14 protein-coding genes are annotated in these 13,935 nt (G+C 65.4%); 10 read left to right on the forward strand and 4 right to left on the reverse strand.

The genetic code is table 11. The annotated features are described in order from the left end of the window. The first annotated feature begins 19 nt into the window (after positions 1–19). Genes paaA through paaK form a run of 6 tightly spaced genes read left to right on the forward strand, consistent with a single transcriptional unit; the run spans position 20 to position 5,193 of the window. Entirely contained in the window at positions 20–979 is a 960-nt protein-coding gene (gene paaA / locus PWF70_RS03105) for a 1,2-phenylacetyl-CoA epoxidase subunit PaaA (RefSeq protein ID WP_006358064.1), read from the forward strand. Positions 980–1,017: 38 nt separating this feature from the next. Beyond that, the gene (gene paaB / locus PWF70_RS03110) at positions 1,018–1,305 is read left to right on the forward strand and encodes a 1,2-phenylacetyl-CoA epoxidase subunit PaaB (RefSeq protein WP_035754913.1); all 288 of its coding nucleotides are present in this window, start codon (positions 1,018–1,020) and stop codon (positions 1,303–1,305) included. Between the two features lie 13 nt (positions 1,306–1,318). Beyond that, positions 1,319–2,236 carry a 1,2-phenylacetyl-CoA epoxidase subunit PaaC gene (gene paaC, locus PWF70_RS03115; RefSeq protein WP_006358062.1) on the forward strand — a complete coding sequence of 306 codons (918 nt, stop codon included), beginning with the start codon at positions 1,319–1,321 and terminating at the stop codon, positions 2,234–2,236. A 2-nt stretch (positions 2,237–2,238) separates the two neighbouring features. Continuing rightward, positions 2,239–2,760: a 1,2-phenylacetyl-CoA epoxidase subunit PaaD gene (paaD, locus tag PWF70_RS03120; RefSeq protein ID WP_006358061.1), complete on the forward strand. Its 522-nt coding sequence runs from the start codon at positions 2,239–2,241 to the stop codon at positions 2,758–2,760. 1 nt (position 2,761) lies between these two features. Next, a complete protein-coding gene (paaE, locus tag PWF70_RS03125) occupies positions 2,762–3,856 on the forward strand; it encodes a 1,2-phenylacetyl-CoA epoxidase subunit PaaE (protein WP_006358060.1) in 1,095 nt (364 codons plus the stop codon). A gap of 20 nt (positions 3,857–3,876) precedes the next feature. Then, positions 3,877–5,193 (forward strand): phenylacetate--CoA ligase PaaK, encoded by a 1,317-nt coding sequence (paaK, locus tag PWF70_RS03130; RefSeq protein ID WP_006358059.1) that lies wholly within the window; start codon positions 3,877–3,879, stop codon positions 5,191–5,193. 23 nt (positions 5,194–5,216) lie between these two features. Here paaK and PWF70_RS03135 read toward each other — a convergent pair whose 3' ends face one another. From PWF70_RS03135 to PWF70_RS03145, 3 genes are all read right to left on the reverse strand, one after another. Next, positions 5,217–5,456, reverse strand: coding sequence for a type 2 periplasmic-binding domain-containing protein (locus PWF70_RS03135; RefSeq protein WP_196813055.1), 240 nt, complete (start codon positions 5,454–5,456; stop codon positions 5,217–5,219). A gap of 89 nt (positions 5,457–5,545) precedes the next feature. Further along, entirely contained in the window at positions 5,546–6,853 is a 1,308-nt protein-coding gene (locus PWF70_RS03140) for an ISL3 family transposase (protein ID WP_006358292.1), read from the reverse strand. Between the two features lie 125 nt (positions 6,854–6,978). After that, on the reverse strand, positions 6,979–7,617 hold the full coding sequence (locus tag PWF70_RS03145) for a LysR family transcriptional regulator (RefSeq protein WP_042376933.1): 639 nt from the start codon (positions 7,615–7,617) through the stop codon (positions 6,979–6,981). A 260-nt stretch (positions 7,618–7,877) separates the two neighbouring features. Here PWF70_RS03145 and PWF70_RS03150 point away from each other — a divergent pair, with 260 nt between their 5' ends. Further along, positions 7,878–8,654, forward strand: a complete 777-nt coding sequence (locus tag PWF70_RS03150; protein WP_035752063.1) for an SDR family NAD(P)-dependent oxidoreductase — start codon at positions 7,878–7,880, stop codon at positions 8,652–8,654. Between the two features lie 16 nt (positions 8,655–8,670). Next, positions 8,671–9,330: a hypothetical protein gene (locus tag PWF70_RS03155; RefSeq protein WP_006358295.1), complete on the forward strand. Its 660-nt coding sequence runs from the start codon at positions 8,671–8,673 to the stop codon at positions 9,328–9,330. An 87-nt stretch (positions 9,331–9,417) separates the two neighbouring features. Here the strand turns inward: PWF70_RS03155 and PWF70_RS03160 are convergent, their stop codons facing one another. Then, positions 9,418–10,314, reverse strand: a complete 897-nt coding sequence (locus PWF70_RS03160; RefSeq protein ID WP_035752059.1) for a TIGR03621 family F420-dependent LLM class oxidoreductase — start codon at positions 10,312–10,314, stop codon at positions 9,418–9,420. A 235-nt stretch (positions 10,315–10,549) separates the two neighbouring features. Here PWF70_RS03160 and groL point away from each other — a divergent pair, with 235 nt between their 5' ends. Together groL and PWF70_RS03170 are read left to right on the forward strand one after the other, a co-directional pair. Further along, complete coding sequence (gene groL, locus PWF70_RS03165; RefSeq protein ID WP_006358297.1) at positions 10,550–12,175, forward strand: chaperonin GroEL; 1,626 nt, start codon at positions 10,550–10,552, stop codon at positions 12,173–12,175. A gap of 701 nt (positions 12,176–12,876) precedes the next feature. Further along, positions 12,877–13,902 carry an alpha/beta hydrolase gene (locus PWF70_RS03170; RefSeq protein ID WP_372512879.1) on the forward strand — a complete coding sequence of 342 codons (1,026 nt, stop codon included), beginning with the start codon at positions 12,877–12,879 and terminating at the stop codon, positions 13,900–13,902. Positions 13,903–13,935: the final 33 nt, after the last annotated feature.

The raw sequence follows: 13,935 nt of genomic DNA on the forward strand, positions 1-13,935 counted from the left end.
GGTTTTGAAAGCAGAGTGAATGACCACGTCAAAAGCCATAACCTACGACGATTCCGCTCGCCTTGACGAGTTCGACCGGACGGTGGCGGACGACCTGAGGATCGAGCCGCGGGACTGGATGCCCGATGGCTACCGCAAGACCCTGGTTCGCCAGATCGCCCAGCACGCGCATTCGGAGATCATCGGCATGCAGCCCGAGGGCAACTGGCTCACCCGGGCGCCGTCTCTGCGGCGCAAAGCGATCCTCATGGCGAAAGTCCAGGACGAAGCCGGTCACGGCCTCTACCTGTACTCGGCCGCCGAGACGCTGGGTGTCGAGCGGGCCGACCTCACCGAGAAGCTGATCGAGGGCAAGCAGAAGTACTCGTCGATCTTCAACTATCCAACCCTCACCTTTGCCGACGTCGGCACCATCGGGTGGCTGGTCGACGGAGCCGCCATCTGCAATCAGGTTCCGTTGTGCCGCAGCTCCTTCGGCCCGTACGCGCGCGCCATGATCCGGGTGTGCAAGGAGGAGTCCTTCCATCAGCGGCAGGGTTACGAACTGCTCTCGACCATGATGCGCGGGACCGATGCGCAGCGCGCGATGGTCCAGGAGTCGGTGGATCGCTGGTGGTGGCCCGCGCTGATGATGTTCGGCCCGCCCGACGACCGATCGCCGAACACCGAGCAGTCGATGAAGTGGCGGATCAAGCGACACACCAACGATGAACTGCGCCAGCGGTTCGTCGACATGAGCGTGCCGCAGGCCGAGGCGCTCGGCGTGACCTTTCCCGACCCGGACCTCATCTGGAATCCCGACCGCGGAGCCTACGACTTCGGTGAACCGGACTGGAGTGAGTTCACCGAGGTCATCAAGGGCAACGGCGCGGCGAACGCCGAGCGCCTCGCCAATCGCCGAGCCGCACACGAGAACGGCGCATGGGTGCGCGAGGCCGCCATGGCCTTCGCCGCACGTGGACAGGAGGACACACGGTGAAAGACCACACGACGAGGGACCACACGACGAGGGACCGCATGGTGAGGGCGGACTGGCCGCTGTACGAGGTGTTCCTGCGAGGCAAGCGCGGACTGAACCACGTGCACGTCGGCTCGCTGCACGCCGCAGACGGCGAGATGGCGTTGCGGCATGCACGCGATGTCTACACACGCCGCAATGAGGGAGTGAGCATCTGGGTGGTGCCCTCGACCGCGGTGGTGGCGTCGAGTCCGTCGGAGAAGGACCCGTTCTTCGACCCCAGCGGTGACAAGGTCTACCGGCATCCGACGTTCTACGAGATCCCCGACAACGTCCCCCACATGTGAGGTTGCAGGACAGATGACAGATCACGAGAGCGCCTACGACGGCCTCGTCGACGAGGACTCGCACGGGCAGTGGGCTTTCGGCACCAGCTTCGACGACCCGCTCGCCGGCGTGGACACCACGGTCCCTGCAGACATCTACCCGAGCACACTTGCGGAGTACTGTCTGATGCTCGGTGACGACGCACTGATCAGTTCGCAGCGGCTGACGCAATGGGCCACTCGCGCACCTGAACTCGAGGAAGAGGTCGCACTGGCGAACATCGGTCTCGACCTCCTCGGCCAGGCCCGGTTGCTACTCGCACGGGCCGCGGCCGCCGACCCGAAGGTGGTCCCGGTCATCTCCGAGACCTCCCCGGCGCCCGTCGAGGACGCGCTCGCCTTCTTCCGTGACGAAACGGCCTTCCGCAACGTTCGGCTCGTCGAACTGGACAACGGGGACTTCGCGGTGTCGATCGTCCGCCTGCTGGTGTTCACCACCTGGCGGTTGGCGATCTTCGACCGGCTCCGCATGTCCCGCGACCCGGTGCTCGCTGCCGTGGCGCAGAAGGGCGTCAAAGAACTTACGTACCACCGCGACTACGCGGCGCGCTGGACGGTCACACTCGCGTGCGGCACCGCCGAGTCACGGCGTCGTGTCCGCGAAGCGCTCGTGCGGGTGTGGCCATACGTCGAGGAACTCTTCCGGCCGACCGGCGAAGAGATCACCCTGGCCTCAGCCGGGGTGGGCGTCGACCCGCGGACCGTCCGGGACGAGTTCGACGCGGTCGTCGATCGGGTCCTGCACGCCGCCGAACTCGATCGTCCCGCGGGCGGTTCCGTCGGCACAGTGGGGGGCCGCGAAGGGCGGCGCGGCCTGCACACCGAGGCGATGGGCCTGGTGCTGGCCGAAATGCAGAGCGTCGCCCGCGCACACCCCGAAGGTGTGTGGTGAGCATGACCGGAGCGCTGAGCGAGACCGGCGCGGAGACCGCGCGGGAGATCGTCGCATCGGTCACCGACCCGGAGATGCCGATGCTGACTCTCGCGGACCTCGGCGTCCTGCGCGACGTGGAGATCGACGACGACGGTTCGGTGGTCGTGACGATCACCCCGACCTACTCGGGTTGTCCCGCGATCGCGACCATGCGCGACGACATCGAGTACACCCTTGCGCAAGAGGGTTTCTCACGCGTCGCGGTGCGCACACAGCTGCAGCCCTCGTGGTCGACCGACTGGATCTCGCCGGAGGGTCGGCAGAAGCTGGCCGAGAGCGGGTACTCGGTTCCCGGCGCGGTCACCTCACGTCCGAGCGGACCGATTCCGCTCACCCTCACCGCACGCCCCCGGGCCCTGACGTGCCCCCGATGTGGTTCCCCTCACACCCAACTCGTCTCGGAGTTCGGCGCGACGCTGTGTAAGGCGCAGTACCGCTGTCGCGGTTGCCTGGAGCCCTTCGATCATGTGAAGGAGATCTGACATGACCAGCACCGCCGAGGCGGTCGTCTCACCGTCGCGCACCAGGTCGTTCCACAGCCTGACCGTGGCCGATGTCGAGAAACTCTGCGACGATGCCGTAGCTGTCCGCTTCGAGGTCCCCGCCGACCTCGCCGCGGACTATGACTTCCGTCCGGGACAGTCGCTCACGCTGCGGCGCTTCGTCGACGGCGTCGAGCATCGCCGCTCGTACTCGATCTGCGCGCCCACCGGTGCCGCGCCCCGGATCGGGGTTCGCGAGGTCGCCGACGGACTCTTCTCCAGCTGGCTGGTGCGCGACGTGCGGTCCGGCGACCGCATCGACGTCGCGCCGCCGGCCGGGTCGTTCGTCGCCGATGCTGCGGCAGGCGGTCGGCATGTGCTCATCGCCGCGGGTTCGGGGATCACGCCGATGCTGTCGATCGCCGCGTCGGTCCTGGACAACCCGGACGCACAGGTGATCCTGCTCTACGGCAACCGGCGCACGAGGTCGGTCATGTTCGCCGAGGAGATCGCCGACCTGAAGGACCGGTTCGGCGCACGGTTCGAAGTTATCCACGTGCTGTCCCGCGAACCGCGTGAGGTGGAACTGTTCAGCGGCAGGCTCGATGCGGATCGACTGCGCACGATCCTGGACACCCTGGTCCCGATTCCCGACATCGACCACTTCTGGCTGTGCGGACCCTACGGAATGGTGACCGATGCCCGAGATGCGTTGAGTGTCAGGGGCGTCGCGGGAGATCAGGTCCACTTCGAGCTGTTCTACGTCGACGACGTTCCGCCGCCGCAGGAGACGCACCGCGAGCCCGGTGTCACCGGACCGAGCAGCGATGTCACCATCGTCCTCGACGGCCGATCGGTCAGCGGACGACTGTCGCGAGAGGTATCGATCCTTGACGCGGGCGAACAGTTGCGCTCGGACCTGCCGTTCGCGTGCAAGGGTGGAGTTTGCGGAACGTGCCGGGCCATGGTGACCCTCGGCGAGGTCGACATGCGGCGCAACTATGCTCTCGAAAATTCCGAGGTGGCAGACGGATTCGTCCTCACCTGCCAGACTTTCCCTGTCAGCGACAGCGTCACTGTCGACTTCGACGCCTGACACGATCCTGGAGTACGACGATGACCAGCACCCTTTCTCGACCCACCGCGGAGCGTCCCGAGTCGAACCTGGAGTTCGCCTCTCGTGACGAGATCGCGGCAACTCAGCTCGCACGGCTCAAGTGGTCGTTGCAGCACGCCTACGACAAGGTCCCGCATTACCGCGCGGCGTTCGACTCACGAGGTGTGCGCCCCGACGACCTGCAGGAACTGTCCGACCTGCGACTGTTTCCCTTGACTGCGAAAAACGATCTGCGGGAGAACTATCCGTTCGGAATGCTGGCGGTACCGCACGAGCAGGTATCGCGGATCCACGCGTCATCGGGTACCACCGGCCGGCCGACGGTGGTCGGGTACACCGCCGGCGACCTGGACACCTGGGCGGACCTGGTGGCCCGCAGCCTGCGTGCAGGCGGCGTGCGGCCGGGGGACAAGGTGCATGTCGCATACGGGTATGGACTGTTCACCGGCGGTCTCGGCGCCCACTACGGCGCAGAACGTCTGGGTTGCACGGTGATCCCCATGTCGGGAGGGATGACCGAACGACAGATCCAATTGATCGAGGACTTCCGGCCGGACGCGATCATGGTGACGCCGTCGTACATGCTGACGATCGTCGACGCGATGCTCGCCAGGGGAATCGACCCGGCCACGACCTCGCTGCGCACCGGAGTCTTCGGTGCCGAGCCGTGGACCGAACAGATGCGTAGCGAACTCGAGCAGCAGCTCGGGATGGACGCGGTCGACATCTACGGTCTCTCGGAGGTGATGGGGCCCGGGGTTGCGCAGGAATGTGTGGAAACCAAAGACGGACTGCATATCTGGGAAGATCACTTCTATCCCGAGATCATCGATCCGATGACCGGTGAGGTGCTTCCCGACGGGGAGGAGGGCGAGCTGGTGTTCACCTCTCTCACCAAGGAGGCGATGCCGATCATCCGGTACCGTACCCGAGATCTGACCAGGTTGCTCCCCGGAACCGCGCGTTCCATGCGCCGTATGCAGAAGGTCACCGGCCGGACCGACGACATGATCATCCTGCGCGGGGTGAATCTGTTCCCCACCCAGATCGAGGAACTCATCCTGAATGTCCCGATGCTGGCCCCACAGTTCCAGTGCGTGCTGGAACGGCCCGGACGCATGGATCAGTTGACGGTGAAAGTCGAGTGCCGCCATGACGTTTCCGGCGACCACCGCGGAACGGCAGCCGTCGAGCTGCAGTCGCTGATCAAGGACCGGATCGGCGTCACAGTGGCGGTGGACGTCGTCGAATCCGGTGCCCTGTTCCGCTCGACGGGCAAGGCCAAGCGACTCGTGGACAACCGTCCCCAGGGCTGAGTAACCAGCTCCCGGGCGAGGAGTCACGAATGCCGTGCAGGCGTGCGTGACTCCTCGGTCCGGGTCGATGCCGCGACAGCTCTGCGCAACTCGGTGATGACGGACGACGTGTCGGAGTTCCGGGTGCAGAGGGACAACGGGCACGAGGGCACGTCGTCGACCGGGACGAAGGCCACGCCGGGGTTCCGGTAGCTCTGCGCCACGAACTGCCCGGTGATGGAAACGGCCTGGCCGGCCGCCACCACCTCCAGCAGTTCGTCCATGGTGCGGACCGACGGCCCGTATCGCACGACTGCGCCACTCGGCCGTGGATCGCAGGCCCACCAGCGCACCCAAACGGGCTCTTCCTGATTCAGAGTGCGTCGAGGTGTTGTGCGAGGCCGCCGGAGTGGATGAGTGACCGCAAGATGTAGTGGTTGAGGTTGCGGAAGCCCAACGCGATCCCGCGGAGGTGTTCCAGGCGGCCGTTGATCGCTTCGACGGGTCCGTTGGAGGCGCCGGTGTCGAAGTAGGCCAAGATCTCGGCACGCCGCGCCCATAATGATCGGCCGAGTTGGGCCAACTCTGCCAGCCCGGACGGAACGCCGGTATGAATCCGTTTGAGCAGCTTGTACATCGCGATCTTGCCGTCACGCTTGTTCTCCTGGCCGTAGGCGTTGATCAGCTCTTGGTAGATCGCGTAGGTGACCGAGACGGCCACGTGCTCCTCGTGAGCCTCCAACCCGCTACGTAGCCGGGCCTTCTGCTTGTCTGTCAGCAACGCGATCCGGGTCAGCAGTGGTCGGCGGATACCGTAGAGCGGATCACCCGTGCGGCCGCGGTGCCCACACGTATCGTGTTGCACGCGTTGACGACACACTGTGAGCTTCTCGGCGGCCAGATGGACCACGTGGAACGGGTCCATCACCGCCCGCGCCTTATCCAATGCCTCGGCGGTCGCGGTGCGATACCCGGTGAATCCGTCCATGGTGACCACCCGGATCCGGTCCCGAAAGGAGTCATCGCGGGCATCGAGCCAGTCCTTCAACGCCGCTTTGGACCGGCCGCCCACCATATCCAGCAAGCGCGCCGACCCGGTCCCATCCACAATCGGTGTGAGGTCGACCAGCACGGTCACGAAACTCGAATCACCATTGCCGCGAACATGTTTCCACTTGTGCTCATCAACACCGAGAACCCTGACACCGTCGAGTCGGCCAGGCGCCGAAGCCACCGTACGCGCCGCCTGCAACGCGAGGGCATTCACGGTGTTCCAGCCCAACCCGACCGACGCGGCGACCGCAGAGACGCTCATCTTGTCCAGAATCATCCGCCGAAGAATCCACGCGATCGTGCGGCGCGTCACCGCCGCGCGCGGCGCGACGATCGCCGAGATGTCGGCGCGAAAGATGCCCTGACCACACGCGCCGTTCTCGCAGGCGTAGCGCGGCACCCTCAGATGCAACCGGGTCGGATGGCCCACGATCGGTAGATCTGCCACCTCACGATCGACATGATCACGCAACCGACCCGCCCGCTCGCACCTCGGGCAGCTACTCTTCGGGGCCAAGACCTCGCAGAACAGGTGTGTGCGATCCTCGCCGTCGAGAGCGGCATCGGTGATCGTCACCCCGAGTTCGATCGTGCGGCAAATCGTGTCGGCAATGGCGCTACGCTGCAACGAGGGTCCTGTCGGTGTGAGTGATGAGGTGTAGGGGCTTTCATCTTCACACCACAGGACCCGCCCGCATCCCCGGCTCGCCGCCGCCGAACCCGACCTACATCTTGTGCCCGGTAGAACCCGTTCTACGCACCGTCAATCAGGAAGAGCCCCCAAACGGGGTCGGCGTCGTCGTTGGTTACGTGGATCTCGTCGTCGAGGTCGGCGAGGTGGACCACCGAATGGTCAGCCAGCGCATGAGTTTTCGGCAGAGCTACGACTCGACCTTCGTGGCGGATGACGTCGAGTCGCAGGCCGCTGGAATCGGCGAAGGGCGGCCGCACCAGTGCGGCGTCGACCTGGCCCTCACGCACCGCGGAGGTCTGGTGCGACCACGGGAGTTCGACCATCTGCACCGTCACGTCGGGTACCCGGCGCCGCAGCTCGTCGAGGATCTCGTGGGTGCGGCTTCCCGTTGACGCCGTCATGAAGCCGATTCGCAAGGTGTGGGACAACTCTCGGCGGTAGCTGTCCACCGCGGCGACAGCCCGGTCCGCTGCCGAGACCGACTCTCTGGCCTCCGCGAGGAACCGTTCACCCGCCGGGGTCGGACGGACGGGGCGTGCCGTCCGGTCGACCAGCTCCGCACCGAGGGACCGTTCCAGCTTCCGGATCTGCTGACTCAGCGATGGCGTGCTGATGTACAGACGCTCCGCAGCGCGTCCGAAATGCCCTTCGTCGACGAGGGCGATCAGGTAGCGCACCAGGTGCAGGTTGAGGGTCACAGGGACAGACTCTATCAAGTGGATGTGATGTAGACCACTAGTCTACGAGCCGCTCATCTGCGATGTTAGGCAAAAGGCTAACGGTAGCGAGTGGATATGTCATGGACGCGACGTTGTGCCGAGGTCGATGATTGACCTCACACCGAAGGTCTGATCAGTCCCGCCGATCGCGGGCTCGGGCATCGGTGCCGGAGATCATTCCGGCCGACTCGCCGCCATCTTTCGCGGCGACTTTCTCACTCCTCGTACGACGGGAAATCATGTCCAATTCTTCAGCACCCAAACGGTCGATCGTCACCGGAGCCGCATCCGGAATCGGGTACGCGATCGCCGAGCGCCTCATCGCCGACGGAGGGTCGGTGGTCGCCTTCGATCTCGACTCCGGTGGTCTGGACGACGCGGCAAAACAGCTCGGCGACAACTACATTGCCCAGCCGGGGAGTGTGACCGACGCGGGCGACATCCAGGCGGCGGTCGCCCGTGCGGAGTCCGACCTCGGCGGCCTCGACAGTCTGTTCAACGTGGCCGGCGCGATCCGTCCTGGTCCGATCACCGACTTGGACGGGGAAACATGGGATTTCACCGTCGACATCGTGCTGCGCGGTGTGTTCCTCTGCACCAAGTACGCGGCGCAGAGCATGATCCGTGCCGGTAACGGCGGATCGATCGTCGTCGTGTCATCGGTCAATGCCCACATTCCGCTGTACGGCGGAAGTGCTTATGCCGCAGGCAAAGCCGGTGCAGACATGTTCGCCAAGAACGCGGCCCTCGAACTGGGGCGCCACGGAATCCGCGTCAACTCGGTCCTGCCCGGTCTCGTCGACACCCCGATGGCCGGCTTCATCCTCGAAAACGAGGGAATCATGGCCGAATTCGACGCCAACGCAGTCCTCAAGCGGCCGGCCAAGCCGTCGGAGCTCGCGGCCCCCGCGGTGTTCCTGGCCTCCGGTGACGCCAGCTACATCACCGGTTCCAGCCTCGTCGTCGACGGCGGTTACGAGATCGGTAGTTACCCAGACCTCAGCAAGTACCTGTGAAGGAGAGAGCACAACAATGAGTACAGCCCACGTTTCCGTTGCCACCCGTACGTCGTATGAGGAGGAGTTCGTCCACATGATGGACGACGTCGACGACCTCATAGACACCCTGGAGAATCCCAAGCACCGCAAGATCCTCATCAACTATCGCAGGCATGGACTGTTGGAGGTCTCCGGTCGCTACGAGGAACTGCTCGCACCCAACATGACCGTCCCGCATCCGCACTACCGGCTCTTCGAAGGTGGGCAGGGGACCATCCTCGACGGGATGGACACGGTTCGCGCCTTCTATCAGCAGCTCGCTGCGATGGACATGCTCGTGATGTGGACGGGAAAGCAGAAGATGGCCGTGCACGACTGGGGCTTCGCCGGAGAGGCCGAGTTCAGCCAGTTCGTGCCGGGTGCGTTGCTCGGCGACAACGTCTTCGATTCGGTGAACAACGATCCGGGCGCACCCTCGTCGTCACAGTACGACGCCGACTCGTTCTACCTTGTCCGCCGGACGCTCGCCTTCTTCTGGCCCTACGACGAGGACGGCAAGATGATCGGCGAGCACGTCTACGAGGACACCGAGTCCAAAGTAGTCACCAAGGTCGGCAACGACGAGGTCATCACCGGCGCGCGCGCCGCCGAACTGTTGGCTCCGATCATCGACAAGTACGGCGTGCCGCAGTGACCGGTTCGAGGGTCTGATTCGCTTCGGTCGACGAGCCGCCGCGGGGGAACCACCCCCGCGGCGGCTCGTCGTGCGGGGTCGTGGGAATCAGCGGTCGATGTCACGCAGCAACCCGATCACCGGCGCGAACTGCTCGAGGACCGGTTCGAGGACAGTGAGGTAGCTGATCCCGGTGCGCTTCCGGAGTTCGACGAGGCGTGCGGCGATGTCGGCGGCGGAGCCGATGAGGACCGACGGTAGGTCGAGGAACTCCTCCGGACTCATCGGCAACTCCCACTTCGCGATGTTCTCCTCGGCGATGCGTCGCGGGTCGTCGGTGACCACGACGATCTGCATCAGCAGGTTCCACTCGACATCGCCGGACCTGGCGCCGGCCGCGTCGCGTGCGAACGCGACCCGTTCGTCGAAGTCCGTGGCCGATAGCGGCTCGAGGTCACCTTTCCGACCGGTGCGCGCCGCGGTGAACCCCACGATGTCGGCGTGCTCGGCGGCCATCCGAAGCACACGGTCGCCGTTGCCGCCGAGAAGCAGAGGCACGCGCCCCTGTACCGGACGTGGGGTGTGCTCGGGGGCGGAGAGCAGTGAGGTCACCCGGGCCACGGTGTCGCCCAGATGGTCGACGCGGCGCCCGGCCGTTGGGAATTCGATTCCGGCCGCCTCGAACTCCTCCTTGACGTAGCCCGTGCCCAGGCCGAGCTCGACACGGCCGTCGGACAGCTGGTCGACGGTCGCCACGTCGCGGGCGAGCAGCACCGGGTTGGTGAATGCCGCGTTGAGGACGAAGGGCCCGACGCGGAGGCGTTCGGTGGCGGCGGCGGCCGTCGCGAGCGCAGGCCAAGGGCTCGGGATGCCCAGGTGGTCCGGGACCAGCAGGACGTCGAAGCCGAGCTGTTCGACGTGTCGCGCGCGGCCTTCCCACGACGCGCTGGAGTCCACTGCGAGCATGTTGACCCCGAACCGGAACGCCCTGGACGCGAGAGACATGTCCTCAACGTAACCAGGGTCGCCGCGGCCGGCCGGGCGAATGCGGTGGCCCCGGTCCGGTGCAACCTTGCACTCGGCAGGGTCGAGTGCTAAAACGGACCTTGGCACTCGCGAGCTGTGAGTGCCAGGTCGGGACGGTGAGATCGGTACCGAATGACACACCGGTCGTCCGTCGCGGGCACCGAGTTCCGGCCATACGAACCTAGTGTCACCCCCTTCGGAGGATCACTTACCCATGGCCAAGCAAATCGCGTTCGACGAAGAGGCCCGTCGCGGCCTCGAGCGGGGCCTCAACAGCCTCGCCGACGCAGTCCGAGTGACGTTGGGACCCAAGGGTCGCAACGTCGTGCTGGAGAAGAAGTGGGGCGCCCCCACGATCACCAACGATGGTGTGTCCATCGCCAAGGAGATCGAGCTGGAGGACCCGTACGAGAAGATCGGTGCCGAGCTCGTCAAAGAGGTCGCCAAGAAGACCGACGACGTCGCAGGTGACGGCACCACCACCGCTACCGTTCTGGCCCAGGCCCTCGTTCGCGAAGGTCTGCGCAACGTCGCTGCCGGCGCGAACCCGCTGGGTCTGAAGCGCGGCATCGAGAAGGCCGTCGAGGCCGTCACCGAGTCGCTGCTGAAGAGCGCCCGGGAGGTCGAGACCAAGGAGCAGATCGCTCAGACCGCAGGCATCTCGGCCGGCGACCCCTCGATCGGCGAGCTCATCGCCGAGGCGATGGACAAGGTCGGCAAGGAAGGCGTCATCACGGTCGAGGAGTCCAACACCTTCGGCCTGCAGCTCGAGCTCACCGAGGGCATGCGCTTCGACAAGGGCTACATCTCGGGCTACTTCGTCACCGACGCCGACCGCCAGGAAGCCGTCCTCGACGACCCGTACATCCTGCTGGTCTCGGGCAAGGTCTCGACCATCAAGGACCTGCTGCCGCTGCTGGAGAAGGTCATCCAGGCCGGTAAGCCGCTGCTGATCATCGCCGAGGACGTCGAGGGCGAGGCCCTGTCGACCCTGGTCGTGAACAAGCTCAAGGGCACCTTCAAGTCCGTCGCCGTCAAGGCTCCGGGCTTCGGTGACCGCCGCAAGGCCATGCTGGCCGACATCGCCATCCTCACCGGTGGCGAGGTCATCAGCGAAGAGGTCGGCCTGTCCCTCGAGGGCGCCGGCGTCGAGCTGCTCGGCACCGCCCGCAAGGTCGTCGTCACCAAGGACGAGACCACCATCGTCGAGGGCGCGGGCGATCCCGACGCCATCGCCGGTCGCGTGGCGCAGATCCGTGGCGAGATCGAGAACAGCGACTCCGACTACGACCGTGAGAAGCTGCAGGAGCGTCTGGCCAAGCTGGCCGGCGGTGTTGCGGTCATCAAGGCGGGCGCGGCCACCGAGGTCGAGCTCAAGGAGCGCAAGCACCGCATCGAAGATGCCGTGCGCAACGCCAAGGCTGCCGTCGAAGAGGGCATCGTCGCCGGTGGTGGCGTGGCCCTGCTGCAGTCGGAGCCGGCCATCGACGCACTCTCGCTCGAGGGTGACGAGGCCACCGGCGCCAACATCGTCCGCGTCGCTCTCTCGGCTCCGGCCAAGCAGATCGCGATCAACGCCGGTCTCGAGCCGGGCGTCGTCGCCGACAAGGTCCTGAACTCGCCCACCGGCACCGGCCTCAACGCCGCCACCGGTGAGTACGAGGACCTGCTGGCCGCCGGCATCAACGACCCGGTGAAGGTCACCCGCTCGGCGCTGCAGAACGCAGCCTCGATCGCGGCTCTGTTCCTCACCACCGAGGCCGTCGTCGCCGACAAGCCGGAGAAGAACGCTGCTCCGGCCATGCCGGGTGCCGACGAGATGGGCGGCATGGGCTTCTGATTCAGAACCCCTAGCTTCACCAGCTCTACATCTCACGAGCCGGCCCACTCCCTTCCAGGAGTGGGCCGGTTTCGTGTGTTGGTTCTCGAGTCGCCGCCGGAATGGTGCGCGGCAGAAGGTTTCACCCAGGTCCTGGAGAAGGTGCACGCCGACTGACCCGTCGTGTGTGAACAGTCGGGTTTGGGTATGGCACTCCGGATGCAGACGTTCCTCGTGGCAAGACTCTCGCTCCACATCTCCGGCGCGTCCGGTGGACCGGCACGGTGGCACGGTCATCGGTGATCCCGCCGGCGCTCCTGCAGAATCCGCGGCGGATGTTCCCGGGGCCGGTGGACGCCTAGGAAACGCCACGCCCGCCGACGACACGCCGCGGGTCGTCCGACCGGTCGAATTCTTGTGCGTGCATGTGCCGAAGGCGATGAGACATTCGTCGAATCCGATCTCCAACGTCGGTGACGCGATTTGCAGAATGCCCGGTCACAACGTTTTTGGCCGAGTGAGGACGGTCGTCCTAATGATCACGAACTCGTGATTGTGGATTGCTATTCGCGATTGCGTTCTCGAGGATTCGTGTCGGAATCGCTGAACAAACCGATGCTGTCGTCGCGGGTGAGTATGGTCGCGAATGTATTCGGATCGATACCCGAGCGTTGGAAATCTGTTGTCCGGGCAGGTTCCACGCGTCGACATATGAAGGGACGATGATGTCCGTGACGAGCGGCAACCTCCATCGCCGTACGGTCCAGGCGTTCATCGCATCCGTCGTAGCCGTTGTCTCGATTGGCTTTTCCGTGACAGCGACGGCGGACACGGGGGCCAAGTCCAAGCGGGCCGACCGGCTCGCGGAAGCGATGGCCGAGGGGCGGGCCCTTGACCTGACTGTGCACTCGACGTCGATGAACCGTGATGTGCCGATCCGGATTCTCGTCGCGGCCGACAGGTCGGTGCCCCGGCCCACGCTTTATCTGCTCAACGGATCCGGTGGTGGGGAGGGTGATGCACACTGGTTCGCCCAGACCGACATCGTCGAATTCGCCGCCGACAAGAACGTGAACATCGTCGTTCCGATGAGTGGCGGATACAGCTATTACACGGATTGGGTGAAGGTCGATCCGGTCTTGGGCCGTAACAAGTGGACGACATTTCTGACCCAAGAGCTGCCCCCGGTCATCGACGCGAAGCTGAACGCTACCGGGGCCAACGCCATCGCGGGGATCTCGATGGCAGGAACATCGGTGCTCGCCCTGGCCGAGGCGGCGCCGGAGCTGTATCGCGGGGTCGCGTCCTACAGCGGATGTGCCGAGACCACCACCAGGCTCGGCCAGTTGGCCGTCCAGGCGGTGGTCGGCGGGAACGGCGGGGACATCACCAACATCTGGGGACCCCTCGATGCGCCCGGCTGGCGTGCTCACGACCCAGTGGTCAACGCCCACAGACTCCGTGGCAAGGCGATTTATGTCAGCAGCGGCACCGGCATGCCCGGAAGGCACGATCACCTGGCAAACGAGGCGATCGACGGTGACGTGGTTGAGTACGCCAGGATCGTCGGCGTAGGCGGCCCTCTCGAGGCGGCGACCTACTACTGCACGCAGAACCTCGACAAGAGGCTCAAGCAGCTACGCATCCCCGCGACGATCGACTACGAGCCCGGGACGCATTCGTGGCCGTACTGGCAGGACCAGCTGGCCAAGTCGTGGCCGATGCTCGAGCGCGCTCTGACCCGCTGATCTGCCGGCTGGACGCCGGTGAGGCGTGTTCAT

Origin of the sequence: Gordonia sp. Swx-4, from assembly GCF_030316175.1 — a bacterium.
In the GTDB taxonomy this organism is placed as follows: Bacteria; Actinomycetota; Actinomycetes; order Mycobacteriales; family Mycobacteriaceae; genus Gordonia; species Gordonia alkanivorans.

Excerpts from the sequence above, each read along its gene's own strand:
- paaA (WP_006358064.1), top strand. The coding sequence starts at position 20 with ATGACCACGTCAAAAGCCATAACCTACGACGATTCCGCTCGCCTTGAC.
- paaB (WP_035754913.1), top strand. The coding sequence starts at position 1,018 with ATGGTGAGGGCGGACTGGCCGCTGTACGAGGTGTTCCTGCGAGGCAAG.
- paaC (WP_006358062.1), top strand. The coding sequence starts at position 1,319 with ATGACAGATCACGAGAGCGCCTACGACGGCCTCGTCGACGAGGACTCG.
- paaD (WP_006358061.1), top strand. The coding sequence starts at position 2,239 with ATGACCGGAGCGCTGAGCGAGACCGGCGCGGAGACCGCGCGGGAGATC.
- paaE (WP_006358060.1), top strand. The coding sequence starts at position 2,762 with ATGACCAGCACCGCCGAGGCGGTCGTCTCACCGTCGCGCACCAGGTCG.
- paaK (WP_006358059.1), top strand. The coding sequence starts at position 3,877 with ATGACCAGCACCCTTTCTCGACCCACCGCGGAGCGTCCCGAGTCGAAC.
- PWF70_RS03135 (WP_196813055.1), bottom strand. The coding sequence starts at position 5,456 with ATGGACGAACTGCTGGAGGTGGTGGCGGCCGGCCAGGCCGTTTCCATC.
- PWF70_RS03150 (WP_035752063.1), top strand. The coding sequence starts at position 7,878 with ATGTCCAATTCTTCAGCACCCAAACGGTCGATCGTCACCGGAGCCGCA.
- PWF70_RS03155 (WP_006358295.1), top strand. The coding sequence starts at position 8,671 with ATGAGTACAGCCCACGTTTCCGTTGCCACCCGTACGTCGTATGAGGAG.
- PWF70_RS03160 (WP_035752059.1), bottom strand. The coding sequence starts at position 10,314 with ATGTCTCTCGCGTCCAGGGCGTTCCGGTTCGGGGTCAACATGCTCGCA.
- groL (WP_006358297.1), top strand. The coding sequence starts at position 10,550 with ATGGCCAAGCAAATCGCGTTCGACGAAGAGGCCCGTCGCGGCCTCGAG.
- PWF70_RS03170 (WP_372512879.1), top strand. The coding sequence starts at position 12,877 with ATGATGTCCGTGACGAGCGGCAACCTCCATCGCCGTACGGTCCAGGCG.